General features: G+C 37.6%; 21 protein-coding genes and 2 pseudogenes. 8 read left to right on the top strand and 15 right to left on the bottom strand.

The genetic code is table 11. From position 1 onward, the window contains the following. Nucleotides 1-156: 156 nt before the first annotated feature. Genes ABZ559_RS09085 through ABZ559_RS09115 form a run of 7 tightly spaced genes read right to left on the bottom strand, consistent with a single transcriptional unit; the run spans nt 157 to nt 6498 of the window. Nucleotides 157-1809, bottom strand: a complete 1653-nt coding sequence (locus ABZ559_RS09085; RefSeq protein WP_367006081.1) for an ATP-binding protein — start codon at nt 1807-1809, stop codon at nt 157-159. After that, nucleotides 1802-2479 carry a response regulator transcription factor gene (locus ABZ559_RS09090; RefSeq protein WP_041973771.1) on the bottom strand — a complete coding sequence of 226 codons (678 nt, stop codon included), beginning with the start codon at nt 2477-2479 and terminating at the stop codon, nt 1802-1804. Before ABZ559_RS09090 ends, ABZ559_RS09085 begins: the two co-directional genes overlap by 8 nt. Then, nucleotides 2476-3129: a phosphate signaling complex protein PhoU gene (gene phoU, locus ABZ559_RS09095; protein WP_024052985.1), complete on the bottom strand. Its 654-nt coding sequence runs from the start codon at nt 3127-3129 to the stop codon at nt 2476-2478. Before phoU ends, ABZ559_RS09090 begins: the two co-directional genes overlap by 4 nt. Beyond that, the gene (gene pstB, locus ABZ559_RS09100; RefSeq protein ID WP_018376001.1) at nt 3126-3875 is read right to left on the bottom strand and encodes a phosphate ABC transporter ATP-binding protein PstB; all 750 of its coding nucleotides are present in this window, start codon (nt 3873-3875) and stop codon (nt 3126-3128) included. Before pstB ends, phoU begins: the two co-directional genes overlap by 4 nt. Beyond that, on the bottom strand, nt 3868-4746 hold the full coding sequence (gene pstA, locus ABZ559_RS09105; RefSeq protein ID WP_367006084.1) for a phosphate ABC transporter permease PstA: 879 nt from the start codon (nt 4744-4746) through the stop codon (nt 3868-3870). Before pstA ends, pstB begins: the two co-directional genes overlap by 8 nt. A gap of 2 nt (nt 4747-4748) precedes the next feature. Beyond that, a complete protein-coding gene (pstC, locus tag ABZ559_RS09110; RefSeq protein WP_367006085.1) occupies nt 4749-5594 on the bottom strand; it encodes a phosphate ABC transporter permease subunit PstC in 846 nt (281 codons plus the stop codon). Nucleotides 5595-5604: 10 nt separating this feature from the next. After that, nucleotides 5605-6498 carry a substrate-binding domain-containing protein gene (locus ABZ559_RS09115; protein ID WP_367006087.1) on the bottom strand — a complete coding sequence of 298 codons (894 nt, stop codon included), beginning with the start codon at nt 6496-6498 and terminating at the stop codon, nt 5605-5607. Between the two features lie 250 nt (nt 6499-6748). On the opposite strand from ABZ559_RS09115, the gene ABZ559_RS09120 reads away from it, so the two are divergent. Beyond that, nucleotides 6749-7048, top strand: a complete 300-nt coding sequence (locus ABZ559_RS09120) for a YbaB/EbfC family nucleoid-associated protein (protein WP_041973759.1) — start codon at nt 6749-6751, stop codon at nt 7046-7048. Nucleotides 7049-7120: 72 nt separating this feature from the next. Here the strand turns inward: ABZ559_RS09120 and ABZ559_RS09125 are convergent, their stop codons facing one another. Then, on the bottom strand, nt 7121-8485 hold the full coding sequence (locus ABZ559_RS09125; RefSeq protein ID WP_367006089.1) for a HAMP domain-containing sensor histidine kinase: 1365 nt from the start codon (nt 8483-8485) through the stop codon (nt 7121-7123). Between the two features lie 2 nt (nt 8486-8487). Continuing rightward, complete coding sequence (locus ABZ559_RS09130) at nt 8488-9138, bottom strand: response regulator transcription factor (RefSeq protein ID WP_277291386.1); 651 nt, start codon at nt 9136-9138, stop codon at nt 8488-8490. Nucleotides 9139-9340: 202 nt separating this feature from the next. Here ABZ559_RS09130 and ABZ559_RS09135 point away from each other — a divergent pair, with 202 nt between their 5' ends. The 3 genes from ABZ559_RS09135 (at nt 9341) to ABZ559_RS09145 (ending at nt 11737) form a co-directional block, all read left to right on the top strand. Continuing rightward, the gene (locus tag ABZ559_RS09135; protein WP_041973752.1) at nt 9341-9871 is read left to right on the top strand and encodes an isoprenylcysteine carboxyl methyltransferase family protein; all 531 of its coding nucleotides are present in this window, start codon (nt 9341-9343) and stop codon (nt 9869-9871) included. A gap of 14 nt (nt 9872-9885) precedes the next feature. Beyond that, complete coding sequence (locus tag ABZ559_RS09140) at nt 9886-10581, top strand: CPBP family glutamic-type intramembrane protease (RefSeq protein ID WP_018376462.1); 696 nt, start codon at nt 9886-9888, stop codon at nt 10579-10581. 328 nt (nt 10582-10909) lie between these two features. Continuing rightward, nucleotides 10910-11737 carry a PrsW family glutamic-type intramembrane protease gene (locus tag ABZ559_RS09145; RefSeq protein WP_367006091.1) on the top strand — a complete coding sequence of 276 codons (828 nt, stop codon included), beginning with the start codon at nt 10910-10912 and terminating at the stop codon, nt 11735-11737. 196 nt (nt 11738-11933) lie between these two features. Here the strand turns inward: ABZ559_RS09145 and ABZ559_RS09150 are convergent, their stop codons facing one another. Both ABZ559_RS09150 and ABZ559_RS09155 read right to left on the bottom strand, forming a co-directional pair. Next, on the bottom strand, nt 11934-12521 hold the full coding sequence (locus ABZ559_RS09150; protein WP_367006092.1) for a 3'-5' exonuclease: 588 nt from the start codon (nt 12519-12521) through the stop codon (nt 11934-11936). Between the two features lie 718 nt (nt 12522-13239). Further along, entirely contained in the window at nt 13240-13767 is a 528-nt protein-coding gene (locus tag ABZ559_RS09155; protein ID WP_277291688.1) for a DUF536 domain-containing protein, read from the bottom strand. Between the two features lie 117 nt (nt 13768-13884). Between ABZ559_RS09155 and ABZ559_RS09160 the strand changes: the two genes are divergently transcribed. Together ABZ559_RS09160 and rpsN are read left to right on the top strand one after the other, a co-directional pair. Continuing rightward, a complete protein-coding gene (locus ABZ559_RS09160) occupies nt 13885-15057 on the top strand; it encodes an NAD(P)/FAD-dependent oxidoreductase (protein ID WP_367006093.1) in 1173 nt (390 codons plus the stop codon). Nucleotides 15058-15402: 345 nt separating this feature from the next. Then, on the top strand, nt 15403-15672 hold the full coding sequence (gene rpsN, locus ABZ559_RS09165; RefSeq protein ID WP_018376457.1) for a 30S ribosomal protein S14: 270 nt from the start codon (nt 15403-15405) through the stop codon (nt 15670-15672). Nucleotides 15673-15791: 119 nt separating this feature from the next. Here rpsN and ABZ559_RS09170 read toward each other — a convergent pair whose 3' ends face one another. Beyond that, nucleotides 15792-16271, bottom strand: coding sequence for a GNAT family N-acetyltransferase (locus ABZ559_RS09170; RefSeq protein WP_367006095.1), 480 nt, complete (start codon nt 16269-16271; stop codon nt 15792-15794). A 786-nt stretch (nt 16272-17057) separates the two neighbouring features. Here ABZ559_RS09170 and ABZ559_RS09175 point away from each other — a divergent pair. Both ABZ559_RS09175 and ABZ559_RS09180 read left to right on the top strand, forming a co-directional pair. After that, entirely contained in the window at nt 17058-18260 is a 1203-nt protein-coding gene (locus tag ABZ559_RS09175; RefSeq protein ID WP_367006097.1) for an IS110 family transposase, read from the top strand. Between the two features lie 90 nt (nt 18261-18350). Continuing rightward, a pseudogene (locus tag ABZ559_RS09180) lies at nt 18351-19407 on the top strand (IS630 family transposase). A 556-nt stretch (nt 19408-19963) separates the two neighbouring features. On the opposite strand, the pseudogene ABZ559_RS09185 reads toward ABZ559_RS09180, so the two are convergent. The 3 genes and pseudogenes from ABZ559_RS09185 to ABZ559_RS09195 all read right to left on the bottom strand — a co-directional run bounded on the left by ABZ559_RS09185 (nt 19964) and on the right by ABZ559_RS09195 (nt 25056). Next, nucleotides 19964-22665, bottom strand: a pseudogene (locus tag ABZ559_RS09185) (DEAD/DEAH box helicase family protein). A 95-nt stretch (nt 22666-22760) separates the two neighbouring features. After that, nucleotides 22761-23567: a Fic family protein gene (locus tag ABZ559_RS09190; RefSeq protein WP_367006099.1), complete on the bottom strand. Its 807-nt coding sequence runs from the start codon at nt 23565-23567 to the stop codon at nt 22761-22763. Between the two features lie 52 nt (nt 23568-23619). After that, on the bottom strand, nt 23620-25056 hold the full coding sequence (locus ABZ559_RS09195; protein WP_367006100.1) for a hypothetical protein: 1437 nt from the start codon (nt 25054-25056) through the stop codon (nt 23620-23622). Nucleotides 25057-25088 lie beyond the last annotated feature (32 nt).

The following is a 25088-nucleotide window of genomic DNA, read 5'->3' on the forward strand; positions in this document are numbered from 1 at the left end:
TTATTCTCAACGAAAATCAAAATTGGGATAAGTAACGCAGATTCAGATAGAACTCAGCTTTTTTATAATTTTGGAATGACAGGCTAAAAACTTCCGTTGGAGGTTTTCACTCCTCAAATCAAGTCACAAGCGTCTGCGTTTAATTTTCAAAGAGGTTTATTTGTGAAAGGTCACGGTCATTTTAGTTCCCAAGCCTAGCTGACTTTCCACCTTAATATCGGCATGATGTTGATTGACTGCATGCTTGACAATGGATAGCCCCAGGCCAGTGCCACCCAACTTCTTCGAGCGACTCTTATCAACCCGATAGAAACGCTCAAAAATACGTTCCTGCTCATCTTTGGCAATCCCAACTCCTGTATCTTGTACCGTCAGAACAATCTTGTCCTCATTCGAGGTGATACCGACAGTCACATCTCCCTTATCACGGTTATAGATAATAGCATTATCACAAAGATTATAAATCAAGGAATGAATAAGGGCGTGATTACCAGTAATATAAGCTGGTTCCCCTAATAAATGCAAGTTGATATGACGTTCGTTTGCCTTAGCAGATAGACTTTCTAAGACTTCCTCTGATATCTGATAGAGATTGACGGGTTCCATAGCTAACTCTTCTGACTCATCAAGATGTGACAGTTTAATAATATCTTCTACCAACTGAATCATACGTTGAGACTCACTGTGGATTTTCTCAGCGAATTGTGGAACATCTTTTTGCGCAACAACATCACTAGCCAACATTTCAGAATACCCAGAAATCAGATGCAAAGGTGTTTTCAGTTCATGAGAAACGTTTGCTGTAAATTCACGGCGCAGCTGCTCTGCCTGAAGTTGCTCTGTGACATCAAAGAAAAGAAGCGCTAAACCAGTCACCTTATCCTCAGACTGAATAGGACGCACCATAACTTTGTAATGCGAGTCATCTAATTGCAAAATCCCTTCTTGCTTGCGACCTTGAAGACCTTTTTCAAGCCAATTATTTAGTGATAGGTTACGGATAATTTGTAACATATCTTTGCCCAAACACGTTTGATCAGTCTGTAAAATATCCTGTGCCGCCTGGTTGATACTGATGATGCGACAGTTATTGTCTAACAAAATCATACCTTCTTTAATTTTAGAAATAATGGTATCAAATTCTGACTGACGTTGCTCTATCACAACTTCTCGCTCAGTGACTTCCTTTTGATGTCTGGCAATCCGTCTTAGAAGGGGTGAAATTTCTTCATAGGCATCATTTTCAAGCGGATGATCAAGATCCAGCCGATTCAATGGTCCCACGACACTCTTAGCAATGGAGTGTGAAAGCCATAGAGAGAGGAAGAAGGCCAATACAAGAATAAGAGCTAAAGGCTGGAACATCCGAAACAAAAGCACTAAAATACTATGTCTAGTCACAGATAAGCGAATAACAGTTCCATTATCCAAGCGCTGAGCAGAATAAAGAGACTGAGTGGTTAAAGTTTTCGAGTAGCGAACACTCTCACCGTAACCATCTTTCAAAGCTTCTTTGATTTCTTCTCGATTGGCATGATTGTCCATGGTCTGTGCATCGGACTCATTATCATAGAGAACCTTTCCTTGATTGTCAACCCAAGTGATTCTGACATTTGACATCTTGAGCTCATTAAAATAATCTTGGCCTTCTAGAGAAACCCCTTGAGCAGCTAAGGCTGTCTCCGTCTGCAACTGCTCCTTTTGTACTTGAGTAAAATAACCATAAAGCAAGCCAACAACCATAAATAGGGTCACCAGAAGAACGCCTAGCGTGGCAAAAAAAGTTGAACGAAAGATTTTCTTAATCATCTGTTACCTCCAAACGATAACCAACGCCACGAACTGTCTTAATCAGATGACTAGCATCTCCAAGTTTCATGCGAAGGGTTCCAATATGGACATCAACTGTTCGTGTTTCTCCGATAAAGTGTTCTCCCCAAACTTTATCCAAAAGTTCCTGCCGTGTAAAAACACGGTCAGGATTTAACATCAATAAAGATAACAGTTCAAATTCTTTCAGAGTTAATTCGATTTTTTGCCCATTTTTTCTAACCGTGTAATTTTTTGAATCCAGAGCGAGGTTTTTTATTGTCAAATGAGTTTCCTGCTCCTGATTAGATGTACGTCTGAGGACTGCTTTAATGCGAGAAATCATTTCCATCATACCAAAAGGTTTAACCAAGTAGTCATCTGCGCCCAAATCTAATCCTTTGACTTTATCGAATTCTGTTCCTTTGGCAGTTGTCATGATTACTGGAATATCTTTTGTCATGCCATTTTCGCGTAGGGATTTCAAAATGGTCAATCCATCATCTACAGGCAGCATGATATCTAACAGTATAAGCTTGGGTTGCTCTTCTTCCATGGCTTTCCAAAATAGGAGGGAGTCAGGGAAACCCTGAGCCTCAAACCCTGCTGTTCGTAAAGTATAAAGCATCAGTTCTCGGATATCATCATCGTCTTCAACGCAGTAAATCATGTTTCTTCTCCATTCAGTTCACCAGTGATTGAAAAAATTACCCACTTAGCGACATTGACGGTATGGTCACCAATTCTTTCCAAATATTTGGCAATCATCAAAACATCAATAGTATATTCACCATCATTTCCAAGTTCAGCAATATGGGCAATTAAACTTGCCTTTATTGTATCAAATTCTTTGTCCACTGTGACATCTTTTTGGATAACTTTTAAAGCTAAAGCCTCATCATCATGGACAAAGGCATCCACACTGTCTGTTACCATATTGACAACGTGTTTGACCATTTGCTTGAGATGACGAAACTCAGCTCCTTCATGAACATGACCATCACCAATAATATCGGCAATTTCAGCAGATTGTGCACCAATACGCTTCATATCATAAACCATTTTTAAAGCAGCTGAAATACGTCGCAAATCCTTGGCTACTGGCTGTTGACGAAGCAATAGTTTAAGACATTGTGATTCAATATCTCTTTCCATCTGCTCAATTTTTTGATAGGTTTTACTGACATCATTGACCAGATGCTGATCATTTTCACTGATGGGCATTAAGGATTTTGAAATGATATCTTCACATAAAGACCCCATCAAAATTAAATTGGTATTGAGTGCATGCAGTTGATTTTCAAAGGTTGAGCGTATCATCCGAATCTCCCTGTTATATAATTTTCTGTGCGTTCGTCTTGTGGCATTGAAAATAGTTGGCTTGTTTTGTTATACTCAACAATTTCTCCCAATAGGAAGAAGGCTGTCTTGTCGGAAATCCGCACAGCTTGTTGCATGTTGTGGGTCACCATGACGATAGTATATTTCTTCTTAAGTTCAATAACCAAATCTTCAATTTTTGCTGTTGAAATCGGATCTAAGGCACTTGTTGGTTCGTCCATGAGGAGGACATCAGGTTCAATGGCCAAAGCTCTAGCAATGCAAAGCCGTTGCTGTTGACCACCAGACATTCCAAGAGCAGATTTATTGAGGCGATCTTTGACTTCATCCCAGATAGCGGCTTGTTTTAAGGAACGCTCCACAATTTCATCCAATTGAACTTTATTGTGAATGCCATGAGTTCGAGGCCCAAAGGCAATGTTATCATAAATACTCATCGGAAATGGGTTTGGTTTTTGGAAAACCATACCTACTTTTTTACGAAGGACATTGATATCCAAATCGCGGTAAACATCTTCTTTATCTAATGTGACCTCTCCAGTAATGCGGCAATTTTTCACCAAATCGTTCATTCGGTTAAGACTTTTCAGTAAGGTTGATTTCCCGCATCCTGATGGACCAATGAAAGCTGTAATTTCATTGCTGGCAATTTCCAAATTAATGTTTTTTAAAGCCTTGAAGTCTCCATAGTAGAGATCCAAATTTTTAATTTCTATTTTATTCATCGTTTGTTTTACTTCCTAATCGTCTAGCAATCAAACCCGACACTAGATTAATGATAATAACTAACACTAAGAGAACCACTGCTGTAGCATAGGTTTGATTGACATAAAGTCCCTCTCCTGAGATGGCATACATATGCACAGCCAAAGTCCGTGACGAACTGAAAACACTCTTAGCCACTTCAGCAACCGTACCTGCCGTAAAAATCAAGGCAGCCGATTCTCCAACAATTCGCCCGATCGCTAAAATAATTCCTGAGAAAATTCCCGGCATGGCGCTAGGAAGGACAATTTTAAAAATTGTTCGAAGTTTGCCCGCTCCAAGTGCAAAAGCCCCTTCACGATAAGAGTCTGGTACCGAAAGCAAAGCTTCTTCTGTTGTTCGCATAATCAGAGGCAAAATCATGATACTAAGTGTAACAGCTCCTGACAGCAAGGAAAGTCCCATGTGAGCGAACTTAACAAAGAAAAGGGCACCAAACAGTCCATAGATGATGGAGGGAATCCCAGAGAGCGTTTCGGTTGCAATCCGAATAACACTAACAAAAGGGTTATCCCGGCGCGCATATTCTGCCAAATAAATAGAAGCCCCTATACCAATAGGTACGGCAACACTTAATGCCAATATGGTCATAAAAATCGTATTAATTAAGGCCGGTAACAGAGAGACATTCTCACTATTGTAAGTCCAAGCAAACAAACTCATGTTTAAGTTGGGCAAGCCTTTAACCAGAATGTAACCTACCGTGAAAGCAATACCTACAAAAGTTGACAAAGCAGCCCCATAAACTAAAAAGTACAAAATTAGTGACACCAGATCCCGCCGACGTGACTGCCAATTTTGCTTGAAGCTGCGGTGATTGATATTTTCCATACTTACTCCTCTTTATGTAACAACGAAAAGCTGATGTTAATGATTAGGACAAATATAAAGAGAACAACAGCTGTCCCTATGAGAGCTTCTCTGTGAAGACCACTAGAGTAACCCATCTCCATAACAATATTGGTTGTCATAGTTCTGACTCCTGATGTCAAGGAATCTGGCAAGACAGCTTGGTTACCTGCAACCATGATAACTGCCATAGTTTCTCCGATTGCACGTCCAACCCCTAAAATGACAGCTGCCAAAATTCCTCGCTTCGCTGCTGGCAGTACCGCAAAAAAGATGCTACGCTCATGGGAAGCCCCCAGAGCTAAACCACCTTCATAATAAGACCTAGGAACAGCGCGAATAGCAGCCTCAGAAACACTGATAATAGTTGGTAAAATCATCAAACCAAGCAAGATTGAGGCAGTAAGAACCCCCATGCCAAAGCCACCGATGTTATCACGAACAAAGGGAACTAAAACAACCAAACCAAAGAAACCATAAACAACCGATGGAATTCCTGCCATGAGGTTAATAGCCGCCTTGAGTGGTCTGTAGATGGCTTCAGGACAAAAAGAAGACATAAAAACTGCTGTCAAAACTCCAATGGGGACTCCAATAATAAGAGCCCCTGCTGTCACATAAAGTGAGCCAACAATCATTGGAAAAATACCAAAAAGATTGTTAGCCGGTCTCCATACCGTCCCGAAAAGAAAGTTACCTAAGCCAATTTTGTGAATAGCAGGAATCCCACTCGAAAACAAAAAGAGGCAGATTAGTAGCACGGATAGAACAGAAATGCAGGCGGTAAGGAAAAATACCGCTTGCATCATTTTTTCTTTTGTATGATTCATTCATGACCCCTTAGTCTGAAAGACCGTCCCAGCTTGTTGTCTTACCTGTAAAAATCGTCTTGACTTGTTCGCTTGTTAAGCCATCAACTTTGTTATCTTTATTGACAATAACAGCAATTCCATCCATCGCAATAACTGTTGAGCTGACTCCTTTAGAGGTTTCTTCATCTTTCAAATCACGTGACGCCATTCCAATATCAGCTGTTCCCTCAATAGCATTTGTGATACCAGTTGAGGAGTCACTTTGTTGAATTTCTACTTCAACCTTAGAATTGACTTTGCTATAAGCTTCTTTTAATTTTTCCATAACTGGTGTGACAGAGCTTGATCCTGAAACGACAATCTTGCCAGAATCAACTGAAGATTGATAAGCTTTGGTATTGTCAAGTGGAATGTAACCATTTTCTTCTACGACAGCTTGACCATCAGAACTTAAAATAAAGTTGATAAAATCTTGAGCAGCCTCACTAATCTTATCTTTGGTAACAATGTTAAATGGACGAGAAATCTTGTAGCTTCCGGCTTTAATATTGGCAACACTTGCTTCAGTACCATCAATTTTCAAAACCTTGACGGTATCATCTAAAGAACCTAGCGAAGCATAGCCAATAGCTGACTTATCTCCAGCTACTGTCGTTAGCATAACAGAGGTCGAGTTAGTAACAATGGCCTTGTCCGTTGTCAAATCAACCTTTTCACCATTTTGCTCCTCTTGGACCCCGAAAAGTTCAACAAAGGCGCCGCGCGTCCCTGAACCATCTTCACGGGAAACAACACTGATATTACCAGATGCAGATGAAGAAGCAGACGAAGAACCTCCGTTTGATTTACCACAAGCTGAAAGTCCCACTAGAGCTGTCAAACCAGCTAAAGTCAGTACTGAAAACAATTTACATTTTTTCATGATGTTCTCCTTTAAAATCTTTACAATGACCATTATAGAGAGCAAACATCAAATCTATTACCATACTTTTGTAAAGTTTTTGTAAAATCAGCACCAAACGCTCGCTTTTCTCACACAGTTAAATAGGCAGTTGCTTTAAAAAATGCTATAATAAATGAAGCTTTAAGAAATACCCAAAAGGCAACATAAGGCAACGAAAATTTAACAAGAGGGTCTAAACCCTTGATACGAAAGGAATCTTAAAAATCTTATGATGAATATGCAAAACATGATGCGCCAAGCACAAAAAATGCAAAAACAGCTAGAAAAGAAACAAGCTGAGTTGGCAGAAACAAATTTCACTGGTAAATCAGCTCAAGAGCTCGTTACCGTAACTTTTACAGGTGATAAAAAACTGGTTTCCATTGATTATAAAGAAGCTGTCGTTGATCCTGAGGATGTCGAAACCCTACAAGATATGACTGCACAAGCCATCAATGATGCACTCAGCCAAATTGACGAAGCAACTAAAAAAACAATGGGAGCATTTGCAGGTAAATTACCATTCTAGAAAACAAAAATGGATTGGCAGAGCCAGTCCATTTCTATTTGTCATGATATGGTTTGATTTTCATCGAGTATATTAGTCCAAGGGATCTACAAACCAAATTGTAAATTGAAGAAATTCTTTTTCTTGCTCCAATCGGTAACAAAAACCTTGTTTTTCCAGAATTTGTTTAACCAAGTAAAGTCCTACTCCTGTCCCCCCATCTTCTTTAGCTCTGCTAAAATCTGGACGATAGAACGGAAGAAATAATTTGTCTAGTTCTTCCTTGTCAGGTAAATACTCTGCTTGATTTTCAATTCGTAGATAATGCTCCGTTAAACTTACTCGGATAGCCCCTCCTTCCTTTGTATAGCGAAAGGCATTATCTAAAAGATTCTTTATTGCTTTTACAAAATAAGTTGAATTAAGGCTGACCCATACTGGTTCAAGATTTACGATGAATTGGTAAGAATGGACTTTTGCAAGTGCCTCATAGGGCGTCAAATACTGCTCTATCAGTTCTTTCAAATCAACTCGCTCTTGCTTAACTTTCAAACTGAGATCCAAATTTGTGGCTTCCAAGATGGAACAAACTAACTGTGATTGCTCTTGCAAAATGTCTCGACATTTCTTCAAATAAGTCTCGTGATCTTTAAACTCTCCGACGTTATAAATCATGCCCTCTACAAGACCTAACATACTAGCAATGGGCGTTTTTAACTCGTGGGCAGTTATTCGCAAAAAATCAGCCTGCTCCTCTTCACGCGCCGCCCTTTTTACATTTTCAGCTCTTAATTCTTCAATACTTGTCAGTAATTTAGAATAAAGATAGTTCACATCCTGTGCCAAGATTGCAATTTCATCTTGACCGCTAACTTGACAAGATATTCCCTCTTCCATCAATTGCATTTGCCTTGCCGTCTGCGAGATGGCCTTGATGCGTTTGGTAGAAAGGTGACTGTAAATATAGGCCACCAAAGTTGACAATAATATAATAGCCAACAAAATAAAAGGATAAAATGTCACTAAAACTTGACTAACACCAGACAAAGATTGAAAACCATATTCAGCTTGAACAATGTATTTTTCTCCATCAGAACTCGTGATTAATTTTGACCAACTTCCGATTTGATCAAAATTTCCCTTTTCCAAATAATGCTGACTTTGAGCAATAATTTCCTTGTCGGATGCACTAGGATAAACAGCTTCACCCGATGATGTTAACAAATTAAGTAAAATATTAGGATAACGCTGATCGTACTTCTTAATATTTGAGAGAAGGCTTTCCTTAGATTGCCCATCCAGTTCTTTAACAATCGTGACATAGTCTTTTTTGAGTTCAAGTTGCTTAGCCTGATTATAGTAAATCGGCATGACATAAGCCATAAACCCAAGCAAAATCAAAATCGTTCCCGCAATCAAGCTACTGACAATCAGAAAATTTTTACGAACAATTCCCACACCTATTCCTCCGTAATCTGGTAACCACGTCCAATAACTGTTTTTAAAGGAAGAGAGGGCATTTTTTTCCGTAAATTCTTCATATGATTATCCAAGACACGGCTATCCAACTCTTCATAACCCCAAATAGCCATCATAAGCTGACTTCTACTTACAATTCGTCCCTTCCTATTAACCAAAAAAAGGAGAATATCATATTCTTTCTTGGTTAAATTGACTTCTTGTCCAGAAATCTTAACTGATCCCTCCTCTGGCAAAATGCTAATATCAGCAACTTCAATAGTCTGTCTAATCGTTTGATGCCGTAAAATATTCTCAACCCGCTTCATCAGAATTAGTGGTGAAAATGGTTTAGTCACATAATCGCTGATTAAATGATTAAAACTAATCAACTGAGTATATTCGTCATCCATAGCTGTCAGCATCATGACAGGAACCTGAGAGGTCCTTCTAATTTCTTTAAGTACTTCAATTCCCGTCATTGATGGAATCATTACATCTAAAATTATCAAATCAAAAGTTTCCTTATAAAAGGCTTCCAAAGCAAGTTTCCCATCAAAAATGGAGCATACTTGATGACCTTCTTCCCTCAAAAATTCACAAACAACTTGGTTGATAACACGATCGTCCTCAACAACCATTATTTTCGCCATAAAAACTCCCTACAAAACTTTCTTGTTTTATTATAATCTCCGACAGTTCTCTATGCAAGCTGAGAACCTTTGTTAGTGAAACTCTTTTAAAAAAACAGATAAAAAACAGATGAAATTTAGGTCAAATACCATTATCTTTGTTATAATAAAGCTTGACTTATGTATGGTTATAATCATACAAAAACAACTTTTGGAGGAACACATGCTAATTACAGTTATTGTCTGTCTAATTTTTTTGGCTCGGTTACTTTTTTTAAGATTATCACTAAAAAACGAAGCCAATATCCTGAAAAATGGTGGGAGAGAATACGGTCAAAAAAATACTCAAGTACTAACACTACTACATATTCTCTTTTACCTTTCTTGTTTAGTTGAAGCGATTCTTCGTGGACAAAATTTTGACTGGATCAGTACGATTGGACTGGTATTCCTTGCTTTTTCTATTTGGATGTTGTACTTTGTCACACGTATTCTTAAAGGTATTTGGACAGTAAAATTAATGTTGGTAAAGGATCATAAATTTATTGATCACTGGCTTTTTCGTCTAGTAAAACATCCTAATTATTATTTGAATATTATCCCCGAATTGCTTGGTTTGACTCTGCTTTGTCATTCTTATATTAGCTTTAGTCTTCTCTTTCCTTGCTACCTTGTCCTCCTCTATCGGCGTATTCGTCAGGAAGATGAACTCTTGCGAACCATTATCATTCCTAATGGTATTATTCAAAAATAGAAATTGGTGGTCTCATGAAAGAAAAATTGACATGTCTTAAGTGGTTTGATATTTTAATCCTTACTCTTATCATGTTTGGAGAAGGTATTTACAATTCCACCCTTCAATACATCGCCCTGACAAACCAGACAACAACCCTTGAGGAAAACCTTACCTTTTCTAGTTTCCAAAATTATCAAGCTTTAGTTATTCAGTCAATTTGGCTCTTGCTAGCTTTTCTGTACCTTGTCTTTCGAAACTTTGATTTTTCAGTCTGGACACGTCACATCAAGCTTGAAAAATGGTTAGCTGTAAAGGTTATTAGCTTGTTCTTAATATCAGCACTTGCTATGGATCTTTATTCCTTGATTAGCTACAATTTATCTCCCCTGACACCAAGTTTGTCGCAGATCTTTCCAAAGATTGACCTTTCACTCCTACTTTATTCCTTATTAAACGGTTTTTACGAGGAAATCTTTTTCTTAGGCGTTTGCCTGACCTTCAAACCTCAATATATAAAATGGACTTTTCTATATTCACTAATCATTAGGTGTAGCTTCCACACCTACCAAGGACTGGGAAATGCTCTTGCTCTAGGACTTCTGCTTGGTAGTATTTTCTTCATTTGTTATCAAAAATGGAAACCGCAAAATTTGCTTCCCTTTTTCTTAGCGCATGCTTTAGCAGATATATTCGGACTGACAATCCTGACTTATCTCTTTTACTACTGATAGCAAAATTGAACTAGCTTCTATCTGACAAAAGACTGGGGAAATTTGGAGATAGAGCGACCATCCTGCTGAGCAATAAAATACAGATGAGAGCAACAGTTATCAGGTTAAGTAAATAAAATCATACTCAATGAAAATCAAAAGTAGCCTAGGAAACGAAGCCGACGATAGAACTTGAGTTCATCAAGGCAAGTTGACAACGGATAATTTTGATTTTCGAAGAGTATCAAAATTTTATCATTAGATTGTTTGCTCATGTACTGACCACTTCACAAATAACTTTTTCAGATATATAATAAATAACTATGACATCAGATTGGAGAATTTTATGAAAACTTTTTTGATAAAAAATCGTTCTAACTTTGTTATTTTAGCACTCCTTATACTAAGTATCTCTGGCTTAAACGCTGATATTTCTGAATTGGCAAAAAGTCATGGACACAATAATCTTTATCCGACCTTTTTTCTAGCAACATCACTAACCTTTATCTACATCATTCCTTTTATTTTTCTCACCCTATATTTGAAAAAACGTTTTAACATTCCAAGTCCCGCCTTTTGGATGAGTTGGTTTTTTGGACTTGCCATCCCTGCAAATTTAGGTTCTTTAGGAAACAGTGGTCTCTCCTTCATTCTCTTAAATCTCAACTTGCCAAAAGATTTTATTGATAACTGGGGAGGAGCCCTCACAGCACCTTTCACTGAAGAAATCAGTAAAGGTTTAGTTGTCCTTTTAATCGCACTACTTTTACGACAAATTTCTCTTAAATCAGCGCTAGTTATGGGAATGATTGCTGGAATGGGATTCCAAATTGTCGAAGACCGCTTCTATATTTTCCAAGACCTCTTTCAAAATAATGGCAATGGCTACAGCATGGCTCTTGAACGTATCGCATCAAGTGGTGTTTCCCACTGGGTATTTTCTGGAACTTTTGCACTCGGATTGATCATATTGATGAGTAAAACCACTGCTGTCTCAAAGAAACAGGGAGTATTTTTCCTCTTAGCCCCTGTTGCCATGCACTTTATGTGGAACTCTCCACTTGATTTTTCAAACATTGATACAGTTTATGGTACCATCAACTGGCTAATCTTACTTTATGCTTTTAAAACAGTTGATGCTTTACCGCCAGAAAAGGCTCTTGTTAATCTGTAATGACATCACAAAAAGGTTTCATTTTCTGAAACCTTTTATTTTTTATAAACAGCAATCTTAATGAATTCAAAGAATTTGCACTCACCAGTATGATGTATTGGCCTAGCTAATATTTTCCATAATCAAGATGGTTTTAGGGATACGAACTGTATTTGAAAAAGACAACTGCTGACAGAATATAACCTAGAAAAAGATTCTAACCCCAAAAATTTCCTAAGGCTGCAAAAGGATTGTCACCATGACTTTCTTCTTGCTGAGTGAGATAGGTCTTATTTTCGTCAAATTCCATAAATTTCTCATATACAAGAGCAGTCATGCGAGCATCTTCTAAACTGTTATGGCTTCTTCCAGAAATATCTAAGAATTCAGCAACTGTGTGTAACTGTAAGTTTTTGATACCATTCAAATCTGTGCTACGACGACTGAAGGCCTCATCAAACACATCAACCTTATAAAGCGCGGTCAAATCTAAACCATTTTCAATAAGTAAAGGAAGATCAGACTTATGTGCATTGTAGCCAATCAGAGCTGTCTCACCAACAAAATCCTGAAACTCTGACATAACCTTCTCAATCTTGGGAGCGCCAGCAATTTTCTCTGCTGTAATACCTGTCAGACCATTAATAAATGACTGTAACGGAACGTTGGTATAGACATAGCTATCAAAGCTAGCTGTCTCTACACCAGCTTCAAACTTAACCGCTGATACTTGAATAATATGACTGATGTTATCAACAGTGTTAAACTCTAAATCAAAAGCGATATACTCTTTTAAATTCTCCATTTTTTCTCCTAAAAATTATACTAACCAGATATGTTCTTGCATTCCGTTAGAAATAGCAATAGACCTCGAAAATCAAACTCAGGTCTTGTCGACTTACGTTGATGAGTGTAAAACATCAATAGAATGATACAAGCTGCTACCCAAAAACTAAAAAGTAGCAGAATTCTACCTATATTTTGTTAATTTTGATTAAGTATACCTAGTTGTTACTGTAGGCAGAGATATTGGGACAAAATGTGAATCTTGAAACCTTCATCCTGCCGCCACCTCACCTTACCAACCCGAGACTATCTATCCACCTTCAATTTACCTATAATATTATAGTCTTTAGTTTGCTTTTAGTACTAGGCAACGAGCTGCAGGTTGCTAGAACAGCCTCTAGGCTGTTCTAGGTTGGAAATAAAACATGCGAAGCAAGTCACTTTCGTAAAGTACGGCAAAGTGAGTTCAAACAATCCAGTGGAGTGTTTGAAGTTGGAAATAAGGAACCGGAATTTCCTCTTACGTCGAAGTAATAAAAGATAAACTAATTAACTATAACATCAAAATAACAAAGCCAATTACTGATAGACTGTCCACCAAGTCCAAATTAGGACAAATTTTCATAAGAGGAATCAATAGCGTAACATGTGAAAGTGTTGATAAAAAATCGCCAACAGGTCTTTCTAGAACTTGTTGACGAGCAGGTGTGTAAGGATTATCCCTAACATCTCAAAAATTATTTTCCAAAAAGGCGCGCAAAGAAACCCTTCGGAACTACTGCTTGCACTTCCTCTTCTACTTTTGTTTGGATTTCTTCAACTTCAGCTTTAGCTTCGTTCAACTCAAGTTGCAGACGCTTGCTGTCTTCCATCGCAGCCAAAGTCAATTGTTGTTGCTGGTCAAGCTGCTTGTCCTTTTCAGCAATCTGCACATCTTTAACACGTAACTGCTCATCTTTGGCAGAAATTTGTTCATCTTTAGCTTTGAGTTGTTCATAAAGACGGGTAATTTCAGTGTTTTTTTCATCCACCAAGATTTCCAAAAGTTCACGTTGCTTAACTTCTTCACTAATGGGCTCATCTTCAAAGATGGTCTTCTTATAATGCTCCTCTAACTTAATCAGACCACTGCGTTTGACAACTGTTACACCTTTATCATTCTTCTCAAGATCTTCTTCTGGTAACATTTTGACGCGATTATTGACAGCCTGACGACTAATCCCTAAAATCTCAGCAATCTCACTAACGGTCTTTTCGATTGACATACTTCCCTCTTCCACTTTGAATTTACTTACCAAAATAGTACCATAATAGGCCTTTTCTGTCAATTTTCCTAAGAAACTTAACTACTGAAAAACATAGATTTATGCTACAATAACATCATGACATATTACGATACCATTATTATTGGAGGTGGTCCTGCTGGCATGATGGCAACCATCTCTAGCGCCTACTATGGACAAAAGTCGCTCCTCATCGAAAAAAATAAACGCCTCGGTAAAAAGTTATCTGGCACCGGCGGTGGTCGCTGCAATGTCACCAATAACGGTAGCCTAGATGATCTTTTAGCTGGCATTCCCGGCAACGGCCGATTCCTTTACAGCGTCTTTTCGCAATTTGACAACCATGACATTATTAACTTTTTCGAGGAAAATGGGGTAGCCCTAAAAGTTGAAGACCACGGGCGCGTTTTCCCAGCAACGGATAAATCACAAACTATCATTGGCGCTCTAGAAACTAAAATCCATGAACTTGGTGGCACTGTCTTGACCAATACAGAAGTTGTCTCTGTCAAGAAAATAAATGACCTTTTCCACATAAAATCAGCAGATAAAGCTTTCACCTGTGGAAAACTTATCGTCACCACCGGCGGTAAATCCTATCCATCCACAGGTTCCACAGGCTTTGGATATGACATTGCAAAACATTTTAATCTATCAGTCACTCCGCTTGAATCTGCGGAAAGTCCCCTTTTGACCGATTTTCCACATAAGGCATTGCAAGGTATCTCGCTGGATGACGTTACACTTAGCTACGGCAAACACATTATCACCCACGACTTGCTCTTCACTCATTTTGGTCTATCTGGTCCTGCGGCCTTGCGCCTATCTAGCTTTGTCTCTGGAGGCGAAATAGCAGAGCTGGACTTCCTACCACAAACATCATCTGATGATTTGCACAGCTATTTAAACGAAAACCGTGAAAAATCCATCAAGAACGCTTTGAAGAATCTAGTCCCAGAACGTCTAGCTGACTTCCTAGCTGTGGATTACCCAGAAAAAATTAAGCAGTTATCCCCAACTCAAGAGACTCAACTTGTGGATAAACTCAAAAAAATGCCCATCAAAATCACTGGAAAAATGTCTCTGGCCAAATCTTTCGTTACCAAAGGTGGCATCGATTTGAAAGAAATTAATCCCAAAACTTTGGAAAGTAAAAAAGTCTCTGGGCTTCATTTTGCTGGCGAAGTACTGGACATCAACGCCCATACCGGTGGATTTAATATTACCGCTGCACTCTGTACAGGCTGGGTTGCTGGGAGTGTGCATTATTAGAAATTGAGACTCTTCTTCCCAACTTAACAAGATATCAATTAGATTTTTTCTTCTATGTTAAGACAAATATCCAACATCATATACAAACTCTGATAAACTCTAGTTACTCAAAAAATTGTTTGCTAGTCTGTGAAAATTATAACAGTAATTTATTAACTCAGCTTGGATAATCTCAGGTTTAGCTACTACTTTTCATCTGTTTTATTGTTATTAAGCCTAAATATTATTTAATATCTCCTTTATTCAGCAAGAAAAAATTAACTAGTTAATTTTTTCTTGCTTTTATTCCCTTAAAGTGTTATGATAAGATTGTTAACCAGTTAATTATATTGCAAAGGAGAACTAATGGCTAAAAAATCTAAAATTGCTAGATATGAAAAGCAGTTAAAACTCATCGAACAATATGCTGACCTCCGCCGAGAGCTGAAGGCCAAAGGTGATTATGAGGCACTTCGCAAACTTCCACGGGATTCTAACCCTAATCGCCTTAAAAATCGCGACCGCATTGATGGACGCCCTCACGCTTACATGCGAAAATTCGGTGTTAGTCGTATTAACTTTAGAAATCTCGCTCATAAAGGTCAACTGCCAGGGGTTAAAAAAGCCAGCTGGTAATTATTAACTCTCATTAAAAATAATCTATCAAAAGAAAGACAAGTTTTTATCACAAAAAGAATAGGAATCCCACATGCTGTAAAATAACCACTTGGGATTCCTATTCTTTTTGTCGTTATTTAGTTTATCTTATAAACATAATGACGATTGTCTACGTCCAACAAGGGAAAATCGCTTGGCAGTTCAGGTTTGGAGATTTCTTTGAAGCCAAGATTTTGATAAAATTGCTGAGCTGTAGAAAATACTGAAGTCGTACCGAGATAAATTGCTTTCTTATCATGTTTTTGGCAATAAATTATAAAAGTTTTGATTAATTGACGACCTAGGCCACTTCCACGACAATTTGAAGCTACGAACATCTTTTTGAGAGCAACATTATTATCGGATAGACTGACAAGTCCAATACAGCCGACCACTCGCTTTTTATCATCTAAGACAATCCAGAATTCCCCCTTTTTATCTTGATAAGAAGCCTTAATATTTAACAAATCAGGTTGTTCCTCAATAGAAATAGGCAAATCAAACTCATCTTGTTGAATAGCCGTAATCAAATCAATCACTGCCTGATTGTACTTCTCTTCAAAAGGGATAATAGTCATTAGGCATACCCTCCTTTTTTAAAAAATTGTTAGGTTCTATTATAGTAAATTTTACTGTAAATGCAATAGTTTTTTGATACAAGTTATCCATTAAAAAATCCCCACATTATTTGTGCCATTGGAACCATCGCTGACCCCATTCAGATGGGCTCCAAGCAACACTTTAGATAAATTGAACTCAACCATAATCTTTATATTTATATTATTCAAGTTTGTGAAGAACCTGAAATGTTTCTAGGACAGTTGGCTGATGCCGTTCAGATTGATCGGACAAGATCATTTCAGGCAGTCAAGAAATTGATTAAACTGGGATATTTTGACCTCACAAGTGATATGACCAACTAGAAGATTAAGAGAGTTTTCCCCACGCAAAAAAGCTCTAGATGTTTACCCACAACTGCATTCCTACGGGGACTACCTATTACCCGATTTATCCATGGAAGAAAAACAATTGGATCTACTATTCTCTTACCTAAAATACTCATTTTCATTGAGTGTCACATACAAGAATAACCCATATTACAAATAAGTACAAAAACATACTAAGATTAGTAGTGAGGAAATCTCCGACGGGAGAGAGTACTCACTACTTTTTTCATTCTCAAGATGATAAAGTAGAGGTGTCTTGTTAAGTCGTGGGGCTTTTTGACGCTAGACGTCGCAACAAAAACTGGCAAGACACCTGTTTTAGAAAGAATGTTATCAAAGTATGTGGGACGCCAGACGTCGAGTATTGAAAATGACATCTCTAAAACAAGGAATCATTCAAGACAAAGAGGTAATATCATGCGTGCAGTTTTTGGGATTGATGTGAGTAAAGTAAGTTCAGAAGTGGCCATTCTAGTCAACGGCGAGAAGGTTCATGGCTATACCATGCCCAATGATGCCATTGGCTTTGCTCGGCTACTTGGCGATTTGAAAACCGTCCACAAGCCAGAAATCATCTTTGAAGCAACAGGCGTCTATTCTCGTCGTCTTCAAGCTTTTCTGGATGAACATGGCTACGCTTACACACGGCTCAATCCCTTAGAAGCCAAGAAGCAACTGGATAGCTTGCGTGTGCGGAAAACAGATCAAATTGACGCTGAAAAACTGGCTCAGTCCCAGTTTGTGCTGAATCGTAAACCGACCTATGTCCAAGAAGAAGTCTATCAAGACTTGCGGGATCTCAGCCGTTTCTATCAGAATCTGACTGAGGACATTGTTCGGGCTAAAAATCGTCTACACAAGGTCTTACAGGTCACTTTCCCAGAGTTGGAGACTATCTTATCAACGCCAACTGGGGAACAATACTGGAACTTAGTTACTGCGTTTCCTTGCAAGGACTTCGTGCTTGAGTTAAGCAAGGATGAACTCTCAAAGAGCATCCGTCTGTCCACTTCAAAACGGATTTCTGACGAGCGTGTGGCTTACTTAGCAGAGAAGCTGACAGCACTAGCTAATCAATCTTATTGTGCCGTTAAGAAAACCTCTCCAATGCTGGAAGAGGTGCGTTACTATGCAAAAGAATTGCTTAGACTTTCTGAACAGAGACAGGCAGTCTTAGACCAGATGGTGGAAATAGCTCAACCTTTACCAGAGTATGACATTCTGCTTTCTATTCCTGGTATCGCTGAGACGACTGCAACAAGTATTATTGGTGAACTGGGAGATATTCGCCGTTTTCAGTCTGCCAATCAAATCAATGCCTTTATCGGTATTGACCTAAGACACTATGAATCTGGAAACTTCATCGCTAAGGAACACATTACCAAGCGTGGCAACCCCTACGCTAGAAAGATTCTGTTCAAATGCATTCACAATATCGCTTCAGCTAGTCACACCAATCCTTGCCATATTGCAGACTTTTATGAGAAACGAAAAAGGCAATCGCAAACGACTTCAACCAAGCCACACACGATTGCCTCCATACACCGTCTCATTCGGACAATGTATTACCTCATTACGCATAATAAGCTTTACGATTATACTTCTACCCAAAATCGGTAAAACTGTTTATGCCATATTATTGTAACACCTTATTTCAAAAATCACAAAATAATACTTAACAAAAATCAAAAATAGCGTTATAATAGTATTATGACAAAAGAACTTACCCAAACACAAGTCGAAGAATTAAAGCAAGCCCTTAAAGATAAAAATAATGCTCCGCATCATAGAAAAATTCAAGCCCTTATTCTCTACTCTGAATGCCATAATTTAACATCTGTAGCTAAATCAGTAGGCTTTGTCCATCAGACAGTCCGCAACTTATTAAATCGCTATCTAAGTGGTGGCTTAGAAGCTCTCTTAAAGGAGAATCGTGGTGGTCGCCGCCGCTCCTATATGACGCATGAGGAGGAAGAAGATTTCCTTAAAGAGCAACTCTCTTCCTCTTTGAATGGAGAATTCGTTACCGTTAACACCCTCTTTAAAGCTTATCAAGAGAGAGTTGGGCACAAGACAACCCGAGAAGGTTTCTATGCTCTCCTGAAACGTCATGGTTGGCGTAAAGTTAGCCCACGTCCCCAACATCCGAAAAAAGCAGACGCCGAAACCATTTTAGCGTCTAAAAATAAAATCTTTATTCGAGGAGAGAATGAGTAAGCGCTTTATTGATGGAAAAGAATATCAAAAAATCCGCCTTATGTATCAAGATGAGGCGGGTTTTGGGCGTATCAGTAAACTTGGTTCGTGTTGGTCTCCAAAAGGTTATCGTCCTCACGTAGCAAGTCATCACATTCGTGAATACCGCTATTGTTATGGAGCTGTGGATGCCCATACAGGCGACTCGTTTTTCATCATAGCAGGCGGATGTAATAGTGATTGGATGAATGAATTTTTACGCCAACTATCGGCAGCTTATCCAGAAGATTATATTATTTTAGTCATGGATAATGCCATCTGGCATAAATCTCAGACCTTAAATATTCCTAAGAATATTGAATTTACCTTCATTCCACCCTACACACCTGAAATGAATCCTATTGAGCAAGTCTGGGCTGAGATTCGTAAACTTGGTTTCAAGAATAAAGTATTTAGGACCTTAAATGAGGTAATCGATAAACTTCAAGAGGTTATTCAAACCTTAACCGCTTATCAACTCAAATCAATTGTAGATAGAGACTGGACTTCCGCTATTTTTGATTTTAACTGAGTATAAGGTGTTGGTTTTGTATACACTTTTTATGTAAATCTTTAGTGTAAAGTAAGGTCACTTCCCTATTTTGATGACTGTATGAAAATTATTTTTTCTCTAAAACCTTGATAGACTTGACAAATGGTAGAAAACAAGCCCAACTTTACAGCTGGACTCGTTTAGGAGATTTATGAAAAAGAAAAGTTTTATAATTCCTATTACTAGAATGACTATAGTATAAAGGGGATGCCTTAAAGTAAACTAAACATACTATAAATTTTCGGTATCCCTCAATAGAAATTTTATCAATTCTCATTCTTCTTTCTCCTTAAATATATGTCTTCATTATACCACAAAACCCAGCCTTTTTAGGCTGGGCATTTGTTTAAATAACTCTTTATCTAATGTGGCTAAAATCAGCTTGAAACTAGGAAACGACACCGCAGATAGTGCTTGAATACGGCAAGGTGGTTTGACGAAGTATCAAGTGATGTTAGACCACTAGACCAATTTTTTCATATCTGCGATACGGTCTTCTATCGCATCATATTTATTGTCATCGATTTCGAAATTTTTATTCTTCATTATTAAATTTTTCAAGCAATTCTTCAGCAATAGATTGACTTTCCAACCTCAACAAACTGGCTTGGTCATCCGAATGATAAACAAAAGGCGATAAATTGCCGTACCAAACGATAGTACTATCTAAGATAACTGTGGTCGTACCAATCCTTTCTGGTACAAGCTTCACCTTTACATTGTCACTGTTTACCCCCGTTAGCCACTCGCTTAACTTATGGTATTTGGAGGCATGAATAACCACTTGTTTTCCTCGGAGCAGTCCCAATAGTTCCTGAATCTTATTAGAAGTGAACGAATGCAATTGTAAATAGACTGTTGAACGTGTGTTCCGCAAATCCTCTCTAAATGTCTCTTCGTAGTCCCTACCACTGAATAATACTTGGGTTGGTTCTTTCTCTCCAACCTGATAAGCCATTTTTCGATAAGCTATCTGACGTTTCTGGTACATTCTTTCAAGATAGGGAACGTGTATATCAAGATAGTCAACTATTCTTACCTCAGTTTTGCCTTGATAGGGACGATGAAGCCTCCCTGCATACTGTATGAGATTATTTTTCCAAGACAAAGGAGCGGCCAAAATTAATGTATCCAACTTTGGCATATCAAAACCCTCGCCAATATATTTTCCTGTTGAAACGAGGACAAAGGGACTATTCTCATCTAGCTCACTGATTCTTTTCAGAAGTTCTTTCGTATCCCTTCTTTTACTCGCTCCACTCAGACAAAAAATATTGGTCATTTCTTTTTCAATAAGTAGCTTTTCCAATAGTTCTATATGTTCCCGTCGATTGACCAAGACAAGGATGTTTCGTTTTTCTTGATATAGTTTGAAAATATCTTGCACGATCAAAGTATTGCGATGTAAATCTTTGGCAAGCCAATCATTAAGTGCTGAAAAGTTCGTACTATTCGACTGTTTCAAATCCAATTTCCCAAAAGATGTTAGACGGAGTAGCAACCTCTTTTTAAAATCGTATTGGCCTGATTGGGCAGTATGTAAAATTGGACCAACACGTTGAAAGACAATCGGTTGATGTCCATTTTTACGTTCTGGCGTTGCTGTTAAACCATATAGATATTGACCAGCAAATTGAGCAACTACTTTTTCAAACTGCATGGCTGTCACATGATGACATTCATCCACAATCATCATATCGTAATCCGACAAAAAGTCGGAAATAGTGTCCAATTGGAAGAGAGATTGAATCATAACCACATCCACCAGTTTACTCCTCCATTTTTTAGAAGCACCATATTGCCCAATATGCCCTATCACTTTTACACGCCCTGAAGGAGTATAGCGAATCGCTTCTTCCTCTTTAATCTCTAAAAATTCCCCCAACCTTTCCAACCACTGCTCCATCAGTTGACGATTGTGAACTAAGATAATCGTTCGGCATTTCCTTTGTGCAATCAAGGCTGCCCCCAGAACTGTCTTCCCAAAACCTGTTTCAGCACATAACAAGCCATTCTCACTAGCGAATAAATCTGCCAAAGCAAGCTCCTGCTCAAAACGCAACCTCCCTTTGAAGGAAATCTGAACCGGAGATAAACTGTTACGATTGTCCCTAATAGTTACCATTTCAAAGATTTCCTGTAGCTTAGCAAGTATTCCTCTTGGAAGATGCAAGGCTTCGTTTGTTTCTTCAAATAAATAGATGCGTTCTGGAGTCTGATAGGTTGGTTGTCTGGTCGCTTGTTTTAGATAAAATTCAGGGTTAGGAAAAGATGCCAGCTTTCTCAATAAGTAATTTGTTTTTGAAGAAATAGCCCTCTTCTCAACTTGAATAACGTTTGATAAGCTACAATCTAATACTGTATCATCTACAGTATCCGAAAACTCCTGTCCTAAGAAATCTAGTATTTTCTTCTGGTCAATCTTTTGAACCTGTTGAAGATAGGTCCATTGTTCAGAAAAGGGCTGAAAATGTTTATCAACAAAAACGGTTCTTCCCTTCTTGAAAGCTTCCCCTTGTAAGGGCAGTGCGATAAGATTGCCAAACCCTCCCTTGGGCAGAATATCTTGATTTGGAAACATACGGTCAAATGAAGAAAAGCGAATATCTTTTGACTCCTGCATAGCCAATTCCAGCAGTCTTTTTCCAACATTTCTCGCCTGCTGACAAGTAATTTCTTCCTCGAAGAAAAACCAGAGATGAGCACCATTGCCCGAACGAGAGATTTCGATATGCCCCTCAAAACCATGTTGTTCTGCTGTATCTCTTAGAATGGAGACCTCTTCTCTCCAATTATTTTTATCAAAATCAATCGCCAAAAAGGAACACGTGTCTGATAAACTCATTGGAAAAATGCCAATACTGATTTCGCCACGTAGGTGAGCCAATAATACCTGTTTGGTCAAGGGTTGACAAGTTCTCTTTTCAACAGGAAGTTTTTTCCAACCATAGTTGTAAGAAGGAAAATAGTTGATTTTTCCATTTTCATCAATATAAGATTTCGCATAAACATCTATATGTCCCTTAAATAGGCTGAACAGATGGAGAGTTTTTCATCGGTACTTAGTTGATGTTTTTGTTCTTCAAAGTAATCATACAAATGCTTATCACTTATCAGAAATTGCTGATTGCTATCTTGAAATTGCATTAAATTCAGAATCTTATCGGTAGCATAATAGGGAAAACGAGCAAGATGCTTTGCAACCTTACCCGTTAATTTTTCATAATAATAAGACATGTGAGTTCCTCCAAATTGCCTATTGAGACTATCAACGAAAAGTCAAAAGCCCAAGTATTCACTGGTCTATTTCCGGATTGAAAACTATCCTGTCTTTATTGATATTCATCTATCCCCAACTCCTCGTACATCCTCTCACTTGATAAATCATTCTGACCGTCCAAGAGGAGATTTTCAAAAAAGGCAGTTAAAAAATCTGAGCGTTTATTGACTAACTTAGCATTGTCAAGTACAAGGGCATCTCGAAAGTATTTGGCATGTTTTTGAAAAGGCTCGTTATCAATGTCGAAACCAAGTGAGCGAAGGTATTTGATAAGAAATACAGTGATTGTTCGAGTGTTCCCTTCTAGAAATGGATGGATTTGCCAAATACCTGAAATAAAGGATTGGATATGGGCAACAATGGCTTTTTTATCTAATCCAGCATATGAAAAATCTCTTTCTTGCTGGAAATCATAATCCAAAGTGGCGGCAATCAATGGAAAATCTGAATAAATCACAGTATCCCCCTTTAAAACTGGTTCATTTTTTGTAATGTTAACCATTCGATACTCACCAACTGGAATACTGCTGTCAAAAATATCCTGAAAAAGCTCTTTGTGGATATGTAAGAGGGTGGTTGGTCGGAGACTAAAACCATTTTGGGAGAGCATTTCAACAATTCGGAGAGAGACAATGTCTGCCTCTTGCGTACTGGCATCAGTTGACTGGTGGTATTTCGTAATCTCCTCGTACACCTGCTCATAGGTGTACTCTCCACGAGCTTGCCTATCAGCCAACTCTTCCATATAAACAGACGGAGTCAACCCATCCACTTTTTGAAGACCAAAACCAGTTTCCCAGAGTTCTTGCTTATCTTCATAGGAAAGACTTGGGTTGTCAATATTGTAAGTTGGTTGCATATATCTCCTTTGAACTGTCCAAATAAAAAACTTTATTCTACTATAGACTCCTCTATAACTTTAGTTCTCGGTATTTAGGAATTTTCGAGTATACTCTTGGCAATTTTATTATATATCCAAACAGATTTATTTTTTTATATTTTACTTTTGGACTCATATTTATCCCCCTATATTTATCTTCAATAATTTTTTCAAGTCTATTTGTGCAACTTGCATTTTTTAATAACTCAAAATAATGTTGAGATAATAATATTGAATTTGGGGCAGTATAGTCAATTGAATAGTTAGTAAGTGAGAAAAAAATAATTTTATCTGGATGTTGACCAATATATTTATTGTTGAAAAATTTCTCGAAAATATTATCTACATTTAATTTTGTTTTGGCAATAGTATTTTGTTTACCAGCTTTACTAAGAAGCTTTTTCAAATTCCTGATTTCATTTATTGAATCAACTGGTAACTTATATTTTAGTTCAATAACATGCACTGCATTTGCTATCTTATCATACACAATTAAATCTTCACCGGGACTACCATCCTTATCCGTATCGAATTCGTACCCTTCAAAGTCTTGTTCTCTCAATAGGTTTATTTGGTGTAATTCTAGTTTCTTCTGTTCATTTTGATAGAAGGAAGGTTCTTTTGCTGATAGTAAACGGAGAAGGTTTTTATCTAATCTCTGAGAACTAAATATACTAAACGAGAATAGCAACTTACCTTGTATAGGTATAAAATAAGATAGTATTGGATCACTTACAGGATTTTCAAAATCATATATACAAAAATCAATAATTTGTTCTATTTTTTCATCATTTAAACTAATTAATCCTGATAACTTTTCAATCCACTGGGCCTTACTTAGTTTAAGATATCCAATTTTATTTGCAACTTTTAGTGGATTGGAATATTCAATTTCTATAATACTATCTAATGCTTGACAGAAAATTTTATATTCATTCAATGTAAAATCTCCTATACTAATTTCTACTGTCAAATCAAACATTTTTTCAGTAATACCTTGTAAACTACGAGAGTATTTTAAAGCCTGTTGCTGTTCTTTTGTATGCCAATAACCATTATATATGTCATTTATTAAATATGTTTCTTTGGCAAATTCGAAACGTATAATTCCACTACAATTCACGACTTTTACAATACCATGTTTGCAAAGCTCAAGAAATTTTTTAAATTCAAGATAATTATATATGTTCTCAATTAACAAATTAAGTTCTTTGACATCTATTCGTGGTTGCTCTAGTATTGCACTATTCTGCAAATTTTGGAAAATAAAAGGAAGAGTTTCAAGTAAAATATCTACTTCATACTTCTTTGAAAAATAGTCTGATAATATTACTTTTGAAGTCTCATACCTTGTAACGAGGTATTCTATAGCAAAATCTCTTTGGAGTTTAAAAAAATTATGTCTTAATATTTCTTGTCTTATAGACTTTTCTTTATTTTCTAATTGCGCTAGTAAAGAGTACTTCATAAACTCTCCTTTCTCAAATTATTATACCACAA

Source organism: Streptococcus sp. ZY19097 (genome assembly GCF_040731245.1).
Classification (GTDB): Bacteria; Bacillota; Bacilli; order Lactobacillales; family Streptococcaceae; genus Streptococcus; species Streptococcus orisratti.

What these genes read in the sequence shown, in the direction of transcription:
- ABZ559_RS09160 (WP_367006093.1), top strand. Translation starts at nt 13,885, where the DNA reads ATGACATATTACGATACCATTATTATTGGAGGTGGTCCTGCTGGCATG.
- ABZ559_RS09170 (WP_367006095.1), bottom strand. Translation starts at nt 16,271, where the DNA reads ATGACTATTATCCCTTTTGAAGAGAAGTACAATCAGGCAGTGATTGAT.
- pstC (WP_367006085.1), bottom strand. Translation starts at nt 5,594, where the DNA reads ATGAATCATACAAAAGAAAAAATGATGCAAGCGGTATTTTTCCTTACC.
- ABZ559_RS09090 (WP_041973771.1), bottom strand. Translation starts at nt 2,479, where the DNA reads ATGATTTACTGCGTTGAAGACGATGATGATATCCGAGAACTGATGCTT.
- pstA (WP_367006084.1), bottom strand. Translation starts at nt 4,746, where the DNA reads ATGGAAAATATCAATCACCGCAGCTTCAAGCAAAATTGGCAGTCACGT.
- ABZ559_RS09145 (WP_367006091.1), top strand. Translation starts at nt 10,910, where the DNA reads ATGAAAACTTTTTTGATAAAAAATCGTTCTAACTTTGTTATTTTAGCA.
- ABZ559_RS09195 (WP_367006100.1), bottom strand. Translation starts at nt 25,056, where the DNA reads ATGAAGTACTCTTTACTAGCGCAATTAGAAAATAAAGAAAAGTCTATA.
- ABZ559_RS09190 (WP_367006099.1), bottom strand. Translation starts at nt 23,567, where the DNA reads ATGCAACCAACTTACAATATTGACAACCCAAGTCTTTCCTATGAAGAT.
- ABZ559_RS09155 (WP_277291688.1), bottom strand. Translation starts at nt 13,767, where the DNA reads ATGTCAATCGAAAAGACCGTTAGTGAGATTGCTGAGATTTTAGGGATT.
- ABZ559_RS09085 (WP_367006081.1), bottom strand. Translation starts at nt 1,809, where the DNA reads ATGATTAAGAAAATCTTTCGTTCAACTTTTTTTGCCACGCTAGGCGTT.
- ABZ559_RS09135 (WP_041973752.1), top strand. Translation starts at nt 9,341, where the DNA reads ATGCTAATTACAGTTATTGTCTGTCTAATTTTTTTGGCTCGGTTACTT.
- ABZ559_RS09115 (WP_367006087.1), bottom strand. Translation starts at nt 6,498, where the DNA reads ATGAAAAAATGTAAATTGTTTTCAGTACTGACTTTAGCTGGTTTGACA.
- ABZ559_RS09140 (WP_018376462.1), top strand. Translation starts at nt 9,886, where the DNA reads ATGAAAGAAAAATTGACATGTCTTAAGTGGTTTGATATTTTAATCCTT.
- phoU (WP_024052985.1), bottom strand. Translation starts at nt 3,129, where the DNA reads ATGATACGCTCAACCTTTGAAAATCAACTGCATGCACTCAATACCAAT.
- ABZ559_RS09150 (WP_367006092.1), bottom strand. Translation starts at nt 12,521, where the DNA reads ATGGAGAATTTAAAAGAGTATATCGCTTTTGATTTAGAGTTTAACACT.
- ABZ559_RS09120 (WP_041973759.1), top strand. Translation starts at nt 6,749, where the DNA reads ATGATGAATATGCAAAACATGATGCGCCAAGCACAAAAAATGCAAAAA.
- pstB (WP_018376001.1), bottom strand. Translation starts at nt 3,875, where the DNA reads ATGAATAAAATAGAAATTAAAAATTTGGATCTCTACTATGGAGACTTC.
- ABZ559_RS09130 (WP_277291386.1), bottom strand. Translation starts at nt 9,138, where the DNA reads ATGGCGAAAATAATGGTTGTTGAGGACGATCGTGTTATCAACCAAGTT.
- rpsN (WP_018376457.1), top strand. Translation starts at nt 15,403, where the DNA reads ATGGCTAAAAAATCTAAAATTGCTAGATATGAAAAGCAGTTAAAACTC.
- ABZ559_RS09175 (WP_367006097.1), top strand. Translation starts at nt 17,058, where the DNA reads ATGCGTGCAGTTTTTGGGATTGATGTGAGTAAAGTAAGTTCAGAAGTG.